This is a genomic window from Pantoea sp. CFCC18177 (assembly GCF_059412425.1).
On sequence record NZ_JBNBPL010000025.1, the window covers coordinates 60719 to 80143 of the forward strand.

Below are 19425 nucleotides of genomic sequence, written 5' to 3' on the forward strand. Positions count from 1 at the left end.
GCAGTGATCTGCACCATCTCAGTGCGCGCCAGCTGCCTCACCCAGCCCCAATGCCTGCATAAACAGCCGGATAATCGGATTAATTTTCCGGCCTTTCTTAATCAGCAGGCAGAAGGGATTTTCACGCCGCACTGATTCATCACCCAACTCACAGAGCTGACCGCGTGCAATAAAGGGCGCGGCATAATGCTCCGGCAAATAACCAATAAAGTGACCGGTTAAAATCAGCATCGCGACAGATTCAACCTGCACGGCCTGAGCACCGCTGTCCTGCAACGGAATGATGCGGCGGTCATCACGCGGGGTGACATATAAATGATTAATAATCTTCTGCTCACGTAATGTTTCCACTGATACTTTTTTATCACAAGAGCCAGAATATAAAGGATGTGACATGGAGCAATATAATTTTGAATATTCTTTATAAAGTGGGAAGTAATCAAAATCATTTTTCATTTCATAAACAGGGGCGATGCCGCAATGAAAACGCCCTTCACTGATACCGCGCTCAATATCATCTAATTGCGCGGTCTGTAATCGAATCTGTACTTTTGGTGCATTCTGGTGCAGTTGCTGCACCGCATCGGTGACCGGCGATTGCGGGTCGGAGATCGTGTTATCCACCACACAAATGGCGATATCACCCAGCAACTCATTACGGCTGTTGTGCAGGCGCTCACGGAACAGATTCAGCGAGACAAACAGTTCAAGCGTGGCCTGATAGACGTTGATACCGTACTGCGTCAGCTCAAAACCTTCGCGCCCACGGCTGCACAGCGTCATGCCGAGGCGAATCTCCAGGTCGGAAACTTGTTTGCTGATCGCCGCCAGACCAATATTCAATTCGTGACTGGCTGCAGTTAATCCACCGGCTTCCACCACGCACTTAAATACCCGCAGTAATTTTAAGTCGATATTACTCAGTGCCAGAACCGCATTATCGCCGCGATGATTCACATTGTTTCCTGACTGGGAAACTTTACTTTCCATCTTTGCTATTCAACTCCGGAATAATTGCGGTGAAAGTACAGTGAACCTGAAATATGACGTATTTACCAGCTTGGCAATAAAATAAGTTTTTATTATCGCTGCTGAGATATCCATATCTTTTTCATATCGCTGAAGATTATCTGTAAGGGGAAATAGCATGTCTGATAATGCCGAACTGTTATGGGGCGCGCGTTTTAAAGCGGCACCAGCGGCCAGTTTAACCGCGCTCTCACGTAGCCCGGATTATTACTTTGCCTTGGCACCTTACGATCTGGCGGGCTGCCGGGCACATGCACGTGAACTGGCACGCGGTGATCTGCTGAGTGCCGACGAACTGAGCACCATGCTGGCGGCGATAGACGCGCTGGATGCGGATTACCGTGCGGGAAACCTGCATCCCATCGCGGCGGATGAAGATGTGCATACCTTTATCGAACGCGCACTGACCGAGCGTTTAGGGCCACTGGGCGGCAAACTGCGTGCTGGCCGTTCACGCAACGATCAAACCGTTAACGATTTACGCCTCTACCTACGCGATAACGGTCGCAAGGTGGTCACGGCGCTGCTGGCATTGCAACAATCGCTAGTTGAGCAAGCCGCGCAACACACCGAGAGCGTCGCACCAGGCTTCACCCATTTACAGCAAGCCCAGCCTATCGTTTTCGGCCATCAACTGCTGGCGCATGCGCAATCGTTCTCTCGTGATATCGAACGTATGCAGGACTGGGATCGCCGTAGCGCACGCTGCCCATTGGGTGCCGCAGCGATGGCGGGATCGGCAATTGCGCGCCAGCCAGAACAGGCGGCCGCCGACCTCGCTTACCTGGCACCTTGTGAGAACTCGATTGATGCCGTCGCCAGCCGCGATTACGCCGCAGAATTCCTGTTTGTCACCGGCATGATCGGCATCAACCTGTCGCGTCTGTGCGAAGAGGTGTGCATGTGGGCCTCTCGCCAGTTCCGCTGGGTCGAGTTGCACGACAGCTACGCCACCGGTAGCTCAATCATGCCGCAGAAGAAAAACCCCGATATTGCTGAGCTGACACGTGGTCGCTCAGGCCGTTTGGTCGGCAACCTGATGGCGCTGCTCACCACCATGAAAGCCATGCCACTCTCCTACAACCGCGATCTCAGTGATGACAAACGCAACGTGATTGATGCCGTAGACACGCTGATGCTGGTACTGCCAGCGATGGCGGGCATGATGTCGACGTTGAAATTCAACACCGATGTGATGCGCGATCAGGCACCCGATGGCTTCACGCTGGCGACCGAGGTGGCCGACTGGCTGGCGATGCGCGGCGTGCCGTTCCGTGAAGCGCATGAAATCACCGGTCAACTGGTGCAGCTGTGCGAGCAGGAAAATTGTGGCTTGTCCGATCTGAGTGATACGCAGTTGCAGGCGGTGGATGCGCGTTTAACGCCGGATGTGCGCAGTGCGTTGACGTTAGAAGCAGCGCTGGCGGCCCGCAGTGGCTACGGCGGCACCGCACCAGCACGTGTGCGCGAGCAGCTGGCCCGTCTGCAAACCCTGATGAAGGACCAGCAGCGCTGGACCGAAGATTACGCTGGCCCGCGTGCCTGAGGAGTCATCTATGTCGCAATCCACCCCGGTAGAACCCAGCCTGAATAACAGTCGCGAGCAGATGCACTACGATCTTGACCGCTATCAGGTGGTGCCGCGTCGTTACTACGGCCGTATCACCGCCTCCGTCGTCATCCTGATCTTGCTGGCGCTGCTGGTGAATGCCTTCGCACACGGCAATATCGAATGGTCGTTTGTCGGCCAGTTCTTTACCGCGCAGGCCATCCTCAACGGTGTGGTTAACACCTTGATCATGTCCGTGCTGGCAATGGGGCTGGGCGTGTTGTTCGGGGTGATCACCGCGATCATGTATATGTCGCCGAACCCGGTGCTGCACTACATCGCGGTGGGCTACGCCTGGATTTTCCGCGGCACGCCGCTGATTCTGCAACTGCTGCTGTGGTTCAACCTCGCGCTGGTGTTTCCCACTATCAGTATTCCCGGCGTGTTCAGCGTGCAAACCGTCACCATCATGACGCCGTTTCTGGCGGCGTTGCTGGGCCTGAGTATCAACCAAGGGGCGTACACCTCGGAAGTGGTGCGTGCCGGTTTGCTGTCGGTGGATACCGGGCAATACGAAGCCGCAAAAGCCATCGGGATGCCACGTCTGCAAGCGCTGCAGCGCATTATTTTGCCACAGGCGATGTGCGTGATACTGCCGCCCGTGGGTAACGAATTCATCAGCATGATCAAGACCACCAGTCTGGCGAGCATGATCCAGTACTCGGAACTGCTCTACAACACGCAAACCATCTACTTCGCCAATGCGCGCGTGATGGAGCTGCTGTTCGTGGCGGGCATCTGGTACCTGATTGTGGTGACCGTGCTGTCATTTGGTCAGAGCCAGTTGGAACGCTACTTCTCACGCGGCCATCGCCAGCGTCAGTAATTGGGAGTGAGACATGAGAAACATCGTGCGCGCCGTCAAGGTGAACAAATATTTCGACCAGTTCCACGCCTTGAAGGATGTCAGCCTTGAGGTCAATTACGGCGAGGTGATGTGCATCCTCGGCCCATCGGGATCGGGTAAGAGCACCTTTTTACGCTGCATCAATCAGTTGGAGAAGGTCGATCAAGGCGGAATCTGGGTTGACAACGAACTGGCGGGTTATCGCATTGCCGGCAACAAGTTACATGCGCTGAGCGACAAGCAGATTGCACGCCAGCGCCTGCAAACCGGCATGGTGTTCCAGCGCTTTAATTTGTTCCCGCACAAAACCGCGCTGGAGAACATCATCGAAGGCCCCTGCCGTGTGCTGCTGCGTCCGAAACGTGAAGCCAGTGAAGAAGCCATGGCACTGCTGGATCGGGTGGGTCTGGCGCACAAGGCGCATGACTATCCGCAATCGTTATCCGGTGGGCAGCAGCAGCGGGTGGCGATTGCCCGCGCACTGGCAATGAAACCGAAACTGATGCTGTTCGACGAACCCACCTCAGCGCTGGATCCGGAAATGGTCGGTGAAGTGCTGGCGGTGATGCGTCAGCTGGCAAAAGAGGGCACCACCATGCTGGTGGTCACGCATGAAATGGGCTTTGCCCGTGAGGTGGCTAATCAGGTGGTGTTTATGGATGAGGGACGAATTATCGAGCAGGGCGCACCAGAAGACATTCTGCTGAACCCGCAGAACCCACGGATGAAAAACTTTATAAACGCGATTCTTCTTTAATGTGACCGGGGTGAAAAACATGAAAAAGCTGTTATTGAGTGCCATCAGTGCTGCTGTGTTGCTGCAATCTTCTGCCTGGGCAGATATCGCTGTACCTGCGGCAATCAAAGAGAAAGGGCTAACGGTCGCGATTATGCCGAACTACCCGCCAATGGACTTTAAAGATCCGGCAACCAATCAGCTCACCGGTGTCGATTACGATCTCGGCCAGGCGATTGGTGAAAAGCTGGGCGTAAAGATCAACTGGCAAGAGATCGCTTTTGAGCAGATGGTTAACGCCGTGGTCACCAAACGCGTTGATCTGGTGATGTCAGGTATGACTGACACCAAAGAGCGTCAGAAAGTGGTCAACTTCATCGACTACTTCAAAACCGGCCCGCAGTTCTACACCTTGAGTTCTCATACTGAGATCAACAGCGCGATGGATCTGTGCGGTAAGAAAGTCGGCACCAGCCGTCGCACCACTTTCCCGCAAGAGATTGCCAACTGGTCGAAAGCACACTGTGAAGCCGCAGGTAAACCGGCGATCGTGGTGGTGGGCGCAGAAGGCACGGCAGATGCGCGTACTCAGCTGCGTCAGGGTCGTCTGGATGGCGCAGTACAGGGCAGCGAAACCCTGCCGTACATCATGAATCTGGAAAAAGGCACCTTTAAGCCACTGGATAAAGCCTTCTCCTTCCAGTACACCGGCATGGCGATGGGCAAAGATGCCTCCGAGCTAACCACAGCGATTCAGGCCGCGATTGACGCCATGATTGCCGATGGTTCGTACCAGAAGATCCTCAGCAAATGGGGCTTAAGCGATAACGGTATCGATAAAGCGATGGTTAATCAGGGCTAAAGGAGCAAGCAGATGCAACAACCGGGCGCAGTGCGCTGGCCGCAAGGTAAACGCGGCTGTATGGCGCTGGCGTTTGACCTTGATGGTCCCACCGGCGATGCCATGTTGAATGGCAGCCTGTGGTCAACGCCAGAGTATTTTACTTTTGGGGCTTACGGGCCATACCGCGCGCTCGGGCGTCTGCTCGACCTGCTGCGCGCCTTCAATCTGCCCGCCACCTTCTTTGTGCCAGCATGGGTGGTGGAGCAGTGGCCGCAGCAGTGTCAGGCGATTATCGAACAGGGCCACGAAGTGGCCTATCACGGCTACCGTCATGAATCCTTTTGGGCTATTTCACCGGAAGAGCAGCGGGCGGTGATGGCGAAATCTGCCGAGATTTTTAAACAGCATCTGGGAATTACCGCCTGTGGTTTTCGTACTCCCTCAGGTGACTGGCATGCGGAAACGCCACAAATTTTGCGTGAAGCGGGGGTGATCTACTCCAGTAGCATGCGCGGTGATGATCGTCCCTATGCGATGCCCGTTGCGGGCCATACGCCGTTGGTTGAGATCCCCGGCAAGTGGGAGATGGATGACTACGCCTCGCTGGCCTATACCCGTCAGCCTGATTTCCCGAAAGGTGGCGATCGCATCGCCAGCTATGCCCAAACGCGCGATAACTGGCAGCGTGAGTTCGACGGCGCGATGGATGAAGGCTTGTGCCTGACCACGCTGTTCCATCCGAAAATATCCGGTCAGCCGGGGCGTATCCTGCTGCTGGAACAACTGTTTGAACATATGACCGCCCGTGATGACGTGTGGTTTGCGCGCTGTGACGCGGTGGCGCAGTGGTATTTGCAGGAGCAACAGCATGACTGAATCTTCTTGCTGGCCGCTGGGCTTCCAGTCGGCTGCTGTTCTGACTATCGATTTCAATGATATCCACGGCATTCTCACGCAGGCACCGGCTGTTGCCGGGCGCGATAAAACCCTGTCAGTGTGGCGCTATGGCACGCTGCGCGGCGTCGATCGCTTGCTGGCGCTGCTGGCGGAAAAGCAGCTGAAAGCCAGCTGGTGTCTGCCCGCGATTGTCGCCGAGGAGCAACCGGAACTGCTGCAACGGATCGTGGCGGAAGGCCATGAAATTGCCTGTAGCGGTGATAGTCATGAAGATTTCTCGCAGCTGACGTTAACGCAGCAGATCGAGAGCGTGACGCGCGGCTGCGACAAACTGGCACAACTGACCGGCAAACCGATTTTAGGTTTTCGCACTCCAGCCGGGCAGTGGAAACCGGGGCTGGCAGAAGCGCTGGTGGCGCAGGGGATTCGCTGGTCATCCAGCTGGCGTGGCGACGATCTGCCGTACTTTCATCCCGGCACTCGCTTAGTCGAATTGCCGATGCACTATACGCTGGAAGACGAACCTTACTTTGCTTTCAACCTCAGCCCGGCGATTCCACCGGGGCAATCGCGTATTGCGCCCTATGCTGAGACGCTGGCGAATATGACGCAAGATTTCCACGGCTTCCACCGCTTTGGCCTGTGTTATCTGCTGCGCCTGCATCCGGAGATTATGGGTACCGCTGGACGCATCAGCTTGCTGCGTGAATTGATCGATACTCTACAGCAGCACAACGTGTGGATCGCCACGGCGGAGCAGGTGGCTGCACACTGGCAATCCCAGCCAGGGAACGATATCTCGCATCCTGCGGAAGTCTTCACTCGCATTACTGGAGGTGCCCATGGCTTCAACGCTTGAACAACTGGCCGCGTTTATCGCCACCACCGAGTTTGAGCAACTGCCATCCTCACTGGTTGAGCAAGCGAAGCGTCACCTGCTCGATACCTTTGGTGCGTCGCTGGCGGGCACGGACAGTGCCATCTGGCGTGACTGCCTGGCGTTAGTCTCTGAAGAGGGCGGCAAGGCGCAGTCGGTGGTCTGGGGCAGTGATGCACAGTTTTCACCGCGTCAGGCTGCCTGGCTAAACGGCGTGGCGGCGCACATGTATGAGCTGGATGACACTGGCGGCTGCGATCACTCAGGTGCGGTGGTGTTGCCCGCGTTGCTGGCGGCACTGCCGCTCGCTACACATCCGGTGGAAGGCCGGTCGCTGATCGTCGCGATGGTGATTGGCTATGATGTGGGACGTCGGGTACTGGAAGCCTGTGGGGGCTACTCTGCGCACAATGGCGCAGGCTGGCACTCAACGGCCAGCTGTGGTGTGTTTGGTGCGGCGGCTGCCGTGTGCAGCCTTTTACAGCTGGATCGTCAGCAGTGCGCCTCTGCACTGGGTATTGCCGCCAGTTTTAGCGGCGGTCTGTGGGGCTTTATCCACGACGGTTCACACACCAAAAAATTGCATGCCGCGCGTGCGGCAGAAGGCGGCGTACAGGCTGCGTTGCTGGCACAGCGCGGCATCAATGGGCCATCAGCGGTATTTGAGGCGAAATGGGGCGGATTTTTACAAACCCTGGCGCCAGAAACCCAGCAGCCCGCCGCGTTAACTGCCGAACTCGGCAGCGTGTGGAAACTCGCACGCTGTTCGATCAAGCCTTATGCGTCCTGTCGCGGCACCCATGCGGCGATTGATGCGTTAGGCATCTTGTTGTCTCAGCATCAGGTGCGTGTCGAACATATCGAACGCATTGTGGTGGGGCTTAATCCGTTCCTGCTCGATATGTGTGGCGGGCGTGAGCTGGAAAGCCTGGCCAGTGCGCAGATGAGCTTGCCGTATGCACTGGCGGCACGTGCGCTGTATGGTTCTGCCGAACTGGGGAGTTACGATGATGCGAAGCGCCTGCACCCTCAGGTGGCCGAATTCATGACGCGTATCGTGTTGGAGATTGATGAACAGCAGGGGCGTGATGATGAACCCTGGGTGCGCATTGAAACCCAGCACGGGGAGCAGTGGCAGCATCATGTTGCTGTTGCCTCTGGCGCACCGGCCAATCCGCTGAGTCTTGAAGCGTTGCTGGCGAAATACCGTAGCTTAGCGGGGCGTGTGTTGCCGCAGGAGCAGGTTGAGCAGTTGGAGATCCTTTGTCTGGATCTGGACGACGTGGCGGATGTGCGGGAAGTGGTGGCGTTATTGGCTGCGGGTTGATCGGCTTCCCTCACCCCAACCCTCTCCCGCAAGCGGGCGAGGGAGTTGTTCGAGCTATGCGGTTGAATTGCTGTGCGATCGGTCCCCTCTCCCTGTGGGAGAGGGTTAGGGTGAGGGCACCCGAGCGCACCATGCTAAACCCGCGCAGCTAACCCTTCAATTCGCTGCATCGCTGCCAGCAGGCGCGCTTCGGTTACCGCTTGCGCCATATTCTCCATATCCGGCGCATGCACCGATTCACGCACGATCAACGCCAGTTCAGCGTCATCCAGCTGTGCGATCTCGCGCAATGTCAGCGGCACACCGCAGTCACGTGCCAGGCGCATCTCATCCAGCACCTCTTCGTCACTGCGATCTTCCAGCGCCAGCAGGCACAGGTTGCCGAAACCCACCAGCAGGCCATGACCAAATTCACGGGTTTTATCGCAGAAGGTGAACCCTTCGTAAATCGCATGGGATGCAGCAGCGTGGGCGCCGTTGCTCATCAGCGAGGTCAATCCTGCCCAGGTAAAGATGGCGTCCAGTACCTGATCCAGAGATGCACTGCTTTCACCGCGCAGTACGGCGGCATAGGCAGCCGGACCGTGCTCGGCGATAACGTCATAGCAAATCTGGCTGTGTGCCAGTGAAGAGAGCGCATTGCCTTCACGCGCCGGATGACGCGCACTAACGGCACGGAACTCGTACCACTTTGCCAGCGTGTCGCCCAACCCCGCGGCCAGCCAGCGTGGCGGCGCTTTTGCCAGCAGTTCGCTATCAATGATCACCGCCGCTGGCGCCTGTGGCAGCGGGAAGATATCGAAGAAATTGCCGTTATCATCATAGCGAATGCTTAATGGCGTTACCGCCGAACAGGTGGCGGCGATGGTTGGCACGGTAATAAATGGCAAGCCAAGCTGCGCGCCGACCGCTTTCACCGTATCCAGCGATTTACCGCCGCCGACGCCGATGATTATATCCGCTTGCAGTTCCGTGGCGATGGCTGCCAGGCGATTGATCTGATTAATCGAGGTTTCGCCGCCAAACCATTCCTGCGCCAGCAGCGTGACATTCGCTGCCAGCAGTTGCGCGCGCACCTGCGCTTCCACCGCTTGCAATGCCTGATGGCCGCCAATCAGCAGGGCGCGTTGACCCAGTCCGGCGCAAATCTCGCCCAGCTGATTGATTACACCCGCGCCGCGCAAGACGCGCGCTGGAAACACCAAATTCTGTTGTGTCATGACTTTTTCTCTGTGTAACGGACGCCGGGCAATACGCACAGCATCTCATAAAGGATATTGGCCGCCAGCTGCGAGGTCATGCCGCTGAGATCGTACGGCGGTGACACTTCGACGAGATCGCCGCCCACCAGGTTGAGCCCACGGCAGCCGCGCACAATCTCGAGGCCTTGCATGGAGGTCAATCCACCCACTTCTGGCGTGCCGGTGCCAGGTGCCCAGGCGGGATCGAAGCTGTCGATGTCATAGCTGAGGTACACCGGGCCATCCCCGATGCGTGCCCGCACCTCGGCCATCAGTGGTGCCATGGATCGATACCAGCACTGTTCAGCGGGCACCAGATGGAAGCCCTGATCGACGCCCCACTGGAAATCATCGGCAGCGTAGCCCTGTGCACGCTGACCAATCTGCACCACGCGCTGGCAGTCGAGCAGACCTTCCTCCACCGCACGACGGAAGGTGGTGCCATGGGCAATCTTCTCGCCAAACATCTCATCGTTGGTGTCGGTATGCGCATCAACATGGATCAATCCCATCGGGCCATGCTTTTTCGCCAGCGCCCGCAGAATCGGTAAGGTCAGAGTGTGGTCCCCACCGAGCGTCAGGGGAATAATCGGCCAGTTATTCAGTTCGGTATAATAGTTTTCGATGATATCGACCGACTTCAACAGGCTATAGGTGTTGATCGGCACGTCGCCGAGGTCACCGACGCGCAGTGAATCAAACGGGGCTGCCCAGGTGGCCATGTTATAAGGACGAATCATCACCGAATCGGCGCGAATGGCGCGCGGCCCGTATCGCGTGCCGCTGCGTTGCGAGGTCCCGATATCCAGCGGAATCCCGACAAAGGCGACATCCAGGTTGGCAGGGGATTCGACAGCGGGCAGACGCATCATGGTGCCGCGTCCAGCAAAGCGTGGCATCTCGTTGCCGCCCTGCGGCTGAGGAAAATCGGTCATCTTGGGCTCCTTCGGCTAAGTGAACCTCATCATGGCGTGTGGCGCGTACAGGAAAAATCCTTGACAGCAGATAATCACTTCAGAGATTACTTAACTTTAGCCAGTAATCTCTGAAGGAAAATCGGTGCAGACGCTTCCCAACCTTAAACTGCTGCAGGTGTTTGCCAGTGTGGTAGAAAATCAGGGCTATTCCCGAGCGCAACAGGCGCTCAATATGACCACGCCCGCCATCAGTGCCTATATGAGTGAGCTGGAGACGCAGCTGGGTTTTATTCTGTGCCAGCGCGGGCGCGGCGGATTCACGTTAACCACCAAGGGCGAGCAATTTTACCGCTACAGCCAGGAGATGCTGGCGACGCTGGCGGGTTGGCAGGAGCAGGTCGAAACCCTGAAAAGTGAACAGGGCGGAACCTTCTCCCTTGGCGTGGTCGATGCGACGGTGACGGACAGTATGCTGGATCTGCCAGCCGCAATTGCCCGTTTTAATCAGCGTTTTCCAGCGGTCTTTTTCAACCTCAGTGTGCGCGATCCCAATGAACTGCAACAGCAGCTCTTGGAAGATCGGCTCGATTTAGCCATTGGTCACTTTCCGCTGCGTGCCAGCAATCTGGTGACCATTCCACTGTATGAAGAGCAGCACTGGCTCTATTGCAGCCCTGAGCATCCTCTGGCGCAGGGCGAGACGGATATGCGCACCGTGCAGCAAACGGGCATGGTGACGCGGCGTTACTGGAATCAGCAAGAACTCAACAAACGCGGTTTTCGTCAGAGCAATGCTTCGGTTGAGAGTATTGAAGCGCAGTTGACGCTGATTCTTTCCGGGCGTTTTATCGGTTACCTGCCCGAACACTATGCCAGCAGCTGGCAACTGCAGGGCAAATTGTGCCGCTTGCTGCCAGAACACTTCCATTTCCGCGCGCCGTTTTCGTTCGCCTTCCGCCGTGGACGCTCACGCGAAACCCTGATCCGCGCGATGCGTGAAATTCTGAATCCCGCGCGAAAAAATAGCAGTGAAAGCTGACGCTGCGGCGATACTGTGTAAAAATACAGGCCAATTCAGCAAAAAGTATTCAACATGGCCCTGACAGCAGCGATAAAAAGCCAAATTGCGCAATGGTACAAGGCGCTGCAGCAGCAGGTTCCTGACTTTATCCCGCGCGCGCCGCAGCGCCAGATGATCGCCGAAGTGGCGAAAAGTCTGGCCGGTGATGAAGGCCGCCATCTGGCGATCGAAGCCCCCACCGGCGTGGGTAAAACCTTGTCGTATCTGATCCCCGGTATTGCGGTGAGCCGCGCCGAGGAGAAGCGTTTAGTGATCAGCACTGCCAACGTGGCGCTGCAGGATCAAATTTTCAGCAAGGATCTGCCACTGCTGAAAAAAATCATTCCCGACCTCACCTTTACCGCCGCTTTTGGTCGCGGTCGTTATGTCTGTCCGCGCAATCTGGCGGCACTGGCGGCGACCGAAGACCAGCAAGGCGATCTGCTGCTCTATCTGGATGAAGAGGCGGTGACCGGTTCCAAAGAGGAGCAGAAGTTCTGCGCCCGGCTGGAGAAAGATCTCAGCCGTTACAAATGGGATGGCTTGCGCGATCACTCCGATGTCTCGATTGAAGACAGCCTGTGGCAGCGCCTTTCAACCGATAAAGCCAATTGCCTTGGACATCACTGCCGCTGGTATCGTGAATGCCCATTTTTTGTCGCACGTCGAGAGATTGAGCAGGCAGATGTGGTGGTCGCCAACCATGCGTTAGTGATGGCGGCGATGGAGAATGAGTCGGTGCTGCCCCCGGCAAAACATCTGATGCTGGTGCTGGACGAAGGGCATCATCTGCCGGAAGTGGCGCGTGATGCGCTGGAGATGAGTGCCGAAATTACGCCGGGTTGGAGCAGTTTGCAGCTCGATCTGTTTGTGCGCCTGGTGGAAACCATCATGGCGCAGTTCCGCCCCAAATCACCGCCACCGCTCACCAATCCAGAGCGGTTGAAAGGCCATTGCGATGAGATGCGCGAGTTACTGCAAGTGCTGTGCGCGGCACTTAATCCTTTGTTGCCGTCAAATAACCAAGCGGGTGAATTCCGTTTTGTGCTGGGTGAACTGCCTGAAGAACTGATGACGATGTGCGCACGGCTGTTTAAGTTGAGCGATGCCTTGCGCGGGCTGAGTGAAGGTTTGCTCAATGAGTTGGGCGATCAAACCGGCAGTGCAGACATTATGCGTCTGCATAAAGCCATTATTCAGCTCAATCGCCATTTTGGTTGGTTTGAATCGATCAGCAAACTGTGGCGACTGGCCGCCATGGAAAAAGCCTCCAATGCACCAGTGTCGAAGTGGATTACACGTGAAATCCGTGATGGTCAGGCGCATCTCCTGTTCCACTGCGCGGGCATCCGCGTCAGCGATCAGCTGGAGAAACTGCTGTGGCGCAAGATCCCGCACGTGGTGGTAACCTCGGCGACCCTGCGCTCGCTCAACAGCTTTAACCGCTTGCAGGAGATGTCGGGCCTGAGTGAAAAGGCGGGCGATCGTTTTGTCGCGCTGGATTCCCCCTTCAATCACATTGACCAGGGCAAGCTGGTGATTCCGCAAATGCAGTATGAACCCTTGATGGCGACGGAAGCGGAACATATCGCTGAGATGGCGCGCTTCTTCCTGCAGCAAATGGCGGAAGAGAAGCACAAAGGGGTATTGGTGCTGTTTGCCAGCGGCCGTGCCATGCAGCAATTTGTCAGCCACCTCACCTCATTGCGTTTGTCGATGCTGGTGCAGGGGGACCAGCCTCGTTCGCGGCTGGTGGAGTTACACCGTCAGCGGGTGGAGGCGGGGCAAACCAGTATTCTGGTTGGGCTGCAATCCTTTGCGGAAGGTCTCGATTTGAAAGGCGATCTGCTGTCGCAGGTGCATATCCACAAAATTGCTTTTCCCCCGGTGGACAGTCCGGTAATTTTGACCGAAGGGGAGTGGTTGAAGAGCCTCAAGCGCTACCCGTTCGAGGTGCAGAGTTTGCCCAGCGCCTCGTTTACCTTGATTCAGCAGGTGGGGCGTTTGATTCGCAGCCACAACTGCTTTGGCGAGATCGTGATTTACGATCGACGCCTGCTGAGCAAAGGCTACGGTAGCCGACTGCTGGCCGCCTTGCCGGTGTTTCCGATTGAACAACCGGCCGTGCCGGAAGCAGAGAAGAAGCCTGCGAAACGCCGTAAGAAAACCTGAATATTAATGTTGGCAGCCGGGTATCGGCGCGCCCTGGAAGCGGGAATGCCTTGATGGAACTGAACAAAATTATCAAAGAGATTGGGCGCGGTAAGAACCATGCGCGCGATATCGATTTCGACACGGCGGTGGCGCTGTATAGCGCCATGCTGGCTGGCGAAGTGCCTGAACTGGAGTTAGGCGGTGTGCTGATCGCGCTGCGCATCAAAGGAGAAGGTGAAGAGGAGATGCGCGGTTTCTACCACGCGATGCAGCAACAGATGATGAAGCTGCAACCTCCGGCCCATCGCCCGATGCCCATTGTCATCCCCAGCTACAATGGCGCCCGTCGTCAGGGTAATTTGACGCCGCTGCTGGCATTGCTGCTCAACAAGCTCGGTTTCCCGGTGTTACTGCACGGTGTCAGTGATGATCCTACCCGCATCACCACCGAAGCGGTGCTGGCCGCGCTGGATATTGCCCCGGTCATTAACGCGCAGCAGGCGCAGGCCAAACTCGATAGCGGTGAACTGGCCTTTATCACTATTGATCATCTCTGTGCGCCGATGGCGAAACAGCTTTCACTGCGCTGGCGCATGGGCGTACGCAACAGTGCCCATACGTTGGCGAAGCTGGCGACGCCGTTCGCTGAACGCGCAGCGCTGCGTTTGTCGAGTGTTTCACACCCGGAATATGTGCCGCGTGTGGGCAAGTTCTTCCAGGATATTGATGCGCCCGCCATTTTGCTTAACGGCACCGAAGGCGAGGTGTACGCCAATCCGCAGCGCTGTCCGGCGATCAGTTACATCGCGGGCGCGGGCACAGAGGCTGAAGTGTGGATTGAGCGCCAGCCGGAAACCAGCGTCGCACTGCCGGAAAGCAAAAATGCGCAGGATACGGCTGAGTGGATTAAACAGGTGTTGGCCGGTGAGCGCGCGGTGCCACAGGCGCTGCGTTTACAGCTGGCATGCTGTTTAGTGGCGACAGGCGAAGCTGCCAATTTGAATGAAGCAGAAACGCGATTGCAGCAGGCTGGGATTTAGCGGATATAACACAACGCCGAATATGGCCGGCTATTCCGAACTGTAGCGGCGCAATTTATTGCGCAACCGCGTGCGACATTAGCGCTAATGGAGCGCGATAAATCGCGCCGCCACCAAACTATGCCGTGATCAATCTTTCACCAACACACTTTCCACCAACTGCTGCCAGAAGGTGATCCCAATCGGCAGCAGCTCGTCATTAAAATCGTAATGGGCATTATGCAACGGGGCAGAAGGCGTTGCGCCATCGGCACCTAACCAGAAATAAGCGCCGGGGCAATGTTCCAGCATACAGGCGAAATCTTCCGAAGCCATGGACGGGTTAACCTGCCAGTGCACCTGCGATTCCCCCAACACGCGGTTAGCGACATCGCGCACTTGCTCAGCGGGTACGGCATGGTTGGCCGTGACGGGATAACCAGGATACCAGTGAATCTCACCGCTGACGCCAAACGGGCGTGGCAGCGTGGTGACGAAATCTTCAATCAGACCGCGCACGCGATCGCGCACGTCGGTCTGCAAACATCGTACCGTGCCTCGCAAGACAATCTGCTCTGGAATGACGTTAATCGCTTCACCGCCGTGGATTTGCGTCACGCTGACCACCGCAGAGGCCAGTGGGGACAGACGGCGTGAAGGGATGGTTTGTAACGCCAGAATCAGTTCCGCCGCCACCACCATCGGGTCGGCTCCGCTTTCCGGCATGGCCGCATGGCAGCTTTTGCCATTGAGCGTGATTTCAAACGAATCGAGCGAGGCCATCATCGCCCCTGGATTTACCGCCAGCGAACCCACCGGTAAACCAGGCCAGTTATGCATCGCATAGACTGCATCCATGGGGAAGCGGGTAAACAAGCCTTCTTCCACCATTTTGCGTGCACCGCCAAGGTTCTCTTCAGCGGGCTGGAACAGGAAGTGCACCGTGCCTTTGAAATTACGTGTCGTGGCCAGCTGGCAGGCGGCCGCCAGCAGAATCGCGGTATGACCATCGTGGCCGCAGGCATGCATCACGCCGGGACGGGTGGATTTCCACGCGGGTGCACCTTTCTCGGTGATCGGTAGCGCATCCATGTCGGCACGCAGGCCAATAACCGGCCCCGGACCATTTTCCAACGTGCCGATAACACCGGTTCCTGCCAGCCCACGAAACACCTGTAACCCTGCCTCTGCAAGCACCTTTGCCACCAACTCACTGGTGTGTTGCTCCTGGTAACCCAGTTCAGGATGTTGGTGTAACTGACGACGCCAGTTAAGGGCGTTTTCCAGCAGGACGGCAGGCAGGCTCATAAAATTAGGCTCTCCATCAGCAGCATGTGCTGCGATTTCTCTGACACGAGGTGATGTGTTCACTGTAGTGGTAAGCGCAGGGTGGCGTCTATCGCGGAACGGAATAATTTGGCTATAGGGTATAGCGGAATGGAATATACGATGAGTCGCAGAGTGATTTTAACCGTCGCGATGCGATAAATCGCGCCGCGACGGTTATCAGGTCAGGGTGCGCATTGCTGCGCACCGTTAGATCTATTTCTGCATTGGCAAATTCAAATCATGTTTTTTCGCACAGCTCTGTGCCAGCTCGTAGCCAGCATCCGCATGGCGCATTACGCCCGTTGCCGGGTCGTTCCACAGCACACGGCTCAGGCGCGCATCGGCTTCGGCGGTGCCGTCGCAGACAATCACCACGCCAGAGTGCTGCGAGAAGCCCATTCCTACGCCACCGCCGTGGTGCAGGCTCACCCAGGTCGCGCCGCCTGCGGTGTTCAGCAGGGCATTGAGCAGCGGCCAGTCGGACACGGCATCAGAGCCATCCTTCATCGCTTCGGTTTCACGGTTAGGTGAGGCCACCGAACCGCAATCCAGATGGTCACGACCAATCACGATAGGGGCTTTCAGCTCGCCATTGCGTACCATTTCGTTAAACGCCAGCGCGGCTTTATGGCGCTCGCCGAGGCCCAACCAGCAAATGCGCGCTGGCAAGCCCTGGAAGGCGATGCGCTCCTGCGCCATGTCGAGCCAGCGGTGCAGGTTCTTATGGTCCGGGAACAGCTCTTTCAGCTTGGCATCGGTTTTGTAAATATCTTCCGGGTCACCTGACAACGCTACCCAACGGAACGGGCCTTTGCCTTCGCAGAACAGCGGACGAATATAGGCCGGGACAAAGCCTGGGAAATCGAAGGCGTTTTTCACACCCTCATCCAGCGCCACCTGACGAATGTTATTGCCATAATCCACGGTGGGCACGCCCATGTGGTGGAAATCCAGCATCGCCTGCACGTGCACGGCCATTGAGGCGCGTGCCGCTTGTTCCACCGCTTTCGGGTTGCTGGCGCGCTCGGCCTGCCAGCGCTCAATATCCCAACCGATCGGCAGATATCCGTTGATCGGATCGTGTGCAGAGGTCTGGTCCGTCACGATATCAGGCTTCATGCCACCCGCTTTAGCGCGTTTGACCAGTTCCGGTACGATCTCGGCGGCATTACCTAACAGGCCGACGGAGATCGCCTGTTTGGCTTTGGTGGCTTTTTCAATCAGATCCAGCGCTTCGTCCAGCGTGTAGGCTTTGTGATCCACGTAACGGGTACGCAGACGGAAATCGATGCGTGATTCCTGGCACTCAATCGCCAACACGCTGGCACCGGCCAGCACGCCTGCCAGCGGTTGTGCGCCGCCCATGCCACCCAAACCGGCAGTGAGGATCCAGCGGCCACGCAGATCGCTGTCGTAGTGCTGACGACCGGCTTCGGCGAAGGTTTCAAAGGTGCCCTGCACAATGCCCTGCGCACCGATGTAGATCCATGAACCTGCGGTCATCTGGCCGTACATCATCAATCCGGCTTTATCCAACTCGTGGAAATGATCCCAGGTGGCCCAGTGTGGCACCAGGTTGGAGTTCGCCAGCAGCACACGCGGCGCATCCGCATGAGTGCGGAACACGCCCACCGGTTTGCCGGACTGGATCAATAACGTTTCTTCCGGCTGTAGGGCGCTCAGCGAACGCAAAATCTGCTCAAAGCACTCCCAGTTACGGGCTGCTTTACCGATACCGCCGTACACCACCAGATCTTCCGGGCGTTCTGCCACATCAGGATCGAGGTTGTTCTGGATCATGCGGTAAGCCGCTTCAATCAACCAGTTAGCACAATGCAGTTCATTACCGCGCGGCGCACGGATTTCACGGGCTACAGCCTGAGACAAAGTTTCGCTCATCATCGGTTCCTTAATGGGTAGTAGAACGCTGGCTTGGCAGCAGCGCAGTAAGGGATTCAGGCCAGGCATGGCTGCTGGCCCACAAGCGCATGGATTCGATATCCGGCGCCATTAAACGGTCGTGATCGAGGAAGGCCACGTTTTCACGAATTCGGCTCATCTCCTGCTCTAGCGCAGCAGAGCTTTGCAGCGGACGGTGGAAATCAATGCCCTGTGCTGCAGCCATCGCTTCAATCCCCACCACGGCGGCAGTGTTGAAGCACATATCGCCGAGGCGGCGAGCGGCATAAGTCGCCATCGAGACGTGATCTTCCTGGTTAGCAGAGGTCGGCAGGCTGTCAACGCTGCCGGGATGCGCCAGGGATTTGTTTTCCGAGGCCAGTGCGGCCGCAGTCACCTGTGCAATCATAAAGCCGGAGTTGACACCGCCATCACGCACCAGGAATGGCGGCAAGCCTGAAAGACCGGTATCCAGCAGCAGTGCCATCCGACGCTCGGAGATGGCACCGATTTCGGCAATCGCCAGCGCGATAATGTCGGCGGCGAAGGCCACTGGCTCTGCGTGGAAGTTGCCGCCAGAAATAACATCGCCGCTGTCACTGAACACCAACGGGTTATCCGATGCGGCGTTAGCTTCAATCTGTAATACGCGTGCTGCGTGGCTGAGGTTATCCAGGCAGGCTCCCATCACTTGAGGGACGCAGCGAATAGAGTAGGGGTCTTGTACGCGCCCACAATTGGTATGCGAGCTGAGGATTTCGCTGCCTTCCAGCAGGGTTGAGACTGCAGCGGCCACGGCGATTTGCCCTGATTGACCGCGAGCCTGATGGATGCGCGCATCATAAGGTTTCACCGAGCCTTTGATGGCTTCCAGCGAGAGTGCACCTGCCATCAATCCTGCGGCAAACAGGTTTTCGGCTTCGAACAGACCGCGCAGTGCCAGGGCGTTGGAAACCTGGGTGCCGTTAAGCAGTGCCAGACCCTCTTTGGGTCCGAGCACAATCGGTTGCAGGCCGACACGCGCCAGACCTTCTGTCGCAGGGATCAGTTTGCCCTCAACACGCACCTGGCCTTCACCCAGCAGCATCAGTGACAAGTGGGCCAGCGGAGCTAAATCGCCCGATGCGCCGACCGATCCTTTCTCTGGGATGCAAGGCATGACGCCCGCATTGAACAGCGCCAGTAACGTCTCGATCAGTTCGATACGCACGCCGGAATGGCCGCGCGCCAGGCTGATGATTTTGGTGGCCACCACCAGACGCGCCACGTTATCCGGCAGTAATTCGCCCAGGCCGACACTGTGGGATAACACCAGATTACGTTGCAGTTCGGCCAGACGCTCAGAGGGGATCTGCGTCTGTGCCAGTTTGCCAAAGCCGGTATTAATGCCATACACCACTTTGCCCGATGCGACGATGGCATCAACGGTTTCGTTGGCGCGATAGATGGCCGCACGTGCCTCATCGGCTAACGTGAGCGTCACCTTGCTTTGATAAATGGTTCGCAAGGTGGCGAGGTCCACTTCACCGGGAACGAGGCGAATTTCCTGAACCGAACCTGACATAGTCTACTCCTGTCTATACAAGTGATCTGGCACTGTCCGGTCGCTTTGCTACCGCGATAAAATCGCCCGGACGACC

The 19425-nt window shown here is 57.1% G+C and carries 16 protein-coding genes; 10 read left to right on the forward strand and 6 right to left on the reverse strand.

The annotated features are described in order from the left end of the window. Positions 1–18: 18 nt before the first annotated feature. On the reverse strand, positions 19–990 hold the full coding sequence (locus tag ACPUC8_RS20900) for a LysR family transcriptional regulator (protein ID WP_039329635.1): 972 nt from the start codon (positions 988–990) through the stop codon (positions 19–21). Positions 991–1147: 157 nt separating this feature from the next. Here ACPUC8_RS20900 and argH point away from each other — a divergent pair, with 157 nt between their 5' ends. Genes argH through ACPUC8_RS20935 form a run of 7 tightly spaced genes read left to right on the forward strand, consistent with a single transcriptional unit; the run spans position 1148 to position 8166 of the window. Further along, positions 1148–2575: an argininosuccinate lyase gene (gene argH, locus ACPUC8_RS20905; RefSeq protein WP_494927241.1), complete on the forward strand. Its 1428-nt coding sequence runs from the start codon at positions 1148–1150 to the stop codon at positions 2573–2575. Positions 2576–2585: 10 nt separating this feature from the next. Then, entirely contained in the window at positions 2586–3464 is an 879-nt protein-coding gene (locus tag ACPUC8_RS20910; RefSeq protein ID WP_494927242.1) for an amino acid ABC transporter permease, read from the forward strand. A 13-nt stretch (positions 3465–3477) separates the two neighbouring features. Further along, entirely contained in the window at positions 3478–4242 is a 765-nt protein-coding gene (locus ACPUC8_RS20915) for an amino acid ABC transporter ATP-binding protein (RefSeq protein ID WP_034820986.1), read from the forward strand. 19 nt (positions 4243–4261) lie between these two features. Further along, a complete protein-coding gene (locus ACPUC8_RS20920) occupies positions 4262–5083 on the forward strand; it encodes an ABC transporter substrate-binding protein (RefSeq protein WP_494927243.1) in 822 nt (273 codons plus the stop codon). A 12-nt stretch (positions 5084–5095) separates the two neighbouring features. Beyond that, positions 5096–5941, forward strand: a complete 846-nt coding sequence (locus tag ACPUC8_RS20925; RefSeq protein WP_283227087.1) for a polysaccharide deacetylase family protein — start codon at positions 5096–5098, stop codon at positions 5939–5941. Further along, the gene (locus ACPUC8_RS20930; RefSeq protein WP_494927244.1) at positions 5934–6821 is read left to right on the forward strand and encodes a polysaccharide deacetylase family protein; all 888 of its coding nucleotides are present in this window, start codon (positions 5934–5936) and stop codon (positions 6819–6821) included. The genes ACPUC8_RS20925 and ACPUC8_RS20930 overlap by 8 nt, the downstream gene beginning before the upstream one ends. Continuing rightward, entirely contained in the window at positions 6805–8166 is a 1362-nt protein-coding gene (locus tag ACPUC8_RS20935) for an MmgE/PrpD family protein (protein ID WP_494927245.1), read from the forward strand. Before ACPUC8_RS20930 ends, ACPUC8_RS20935 begins: the two co-directional genes overlap by 17 nt. Before the next feature lie 134 nt (positions 8167–8300). Here ACPUC8_RS20935 and ACPUC8_RS20940 read toward each other — a convergent pair whose 3' ends face one another. Together ACPUC8_RS20940 and speB are read right to left on the reverse strand one after the other, a co-directional pair. Beyond that, complete coding sequence (locus ACPUC8_RS20940; RefSeq protein ID WP_058972318.1) at positions 8301–9386, reverse strand: iron-containing alcohol dehydrogenase family protein; 1086 nt, start codon at positions 9384–9386, stop codon at positions 8301–8303. Next, positions 9383–10342: an agmatinase gene (gene speB, locus ACPUC8_RS20945; RefSeq protein WP_494927246.1), complete on the reverse strand. Its 960-nt coding sequence runs from the start codon at positions 10340–10342 to the stop codon at positions 9383–9385. The genes ACPUC8_RS20940 and speB overlap by 4 nt, the downstream gene beginning before the upstream one ends. A 124-nt stretch (positions 10343–10466) precedes the next feature. On the opposite strand from speB, the gene ACPUC8_RS20950 reads away from it, so the two are divergent. Genes ACPUC8_RS20950 through ybiB form a run of 3 tightly spaced genes read left to right on the forward strand, consistent with a single transcriptional unit; the run spans position 10467 to position 14578 of the window. Beyond that, on the forward strand, positions 10467–11363 hold the full coding sequence (locus tag ACPUC8_RS20950; protein ID WP_494927247.1) for a LysR family transcriptional regulator: 897 nt from the start codon (positions 10467–10469) through the stop codon (positions 11361–11363). A gap of 54 nt (positions 11364–11417) precedes the next feature. Further along, a complete protein-coding gene (gene dinG, locus ACPUC8_RS20955; RefSeq protein WP_039329616.1) occupies positions 11418–13556 on the forward strand; it encodes an ATP-dependent DNA helicase DinG in 2139 nt (712 codons plus the stop codon). A 53-nt stretch (positions 13557–13609) separates the two neighbouring features. After that, positions 13610–14578 carry a DNA-binding protein YbiB gene (gene ybiB, locus ACPUC8_RS20960; protein WP_494927248.1) on the forward strand — a complete coding sequence of 323 codons (969 nt, stop codon included), beginning with the start codon at positions 13610–13612 and terminating at the stop codon, positions 14576–14578. Positions 14579–14707: 129 nt separating this feature from the next. Here the strand turns inward: ybiB and ACPUC8_RS20965 are convergent, their stop codons facing one another. The 3 genes from ACPUC8_RS20965 to hutH form a co-directional block, all read right to left on the reverse strand. After that, positions 14708–15865, reverse strand: coding sequence for a M20 aminoacylase family protein (locus ACPUC8_RS20965; RefSeq protein ID WP_494927249.1), 1158 nt, complete (start codon positions 15863–15865; stop codon positions 14708–14710). Between the two features lie 234 nt (positions 15866–16099). After that, a complete protein-coding gene (gene hutU / locus ACPUC8_RS20970; protein WP_494927250.1) occupies positions 16100–17785 on the reverse strand; it encodes a urocanate hydratase in 1686 nt (561 codons plus the stop codon). A gap of 10 nt (positions 17786–17795) precedes the next feature. Beyond that, entirely contained in the window at positions 17796–19349 is a 1554-nt protein-coding gene (hutH, locus tag ACPUC8_RS20975; RefSeq protein WP_494927251.1) for a histidine ammonia-lyase, read from the reverse strand. Positions 19350–19425: the final 76 nt, after the last annotated feature.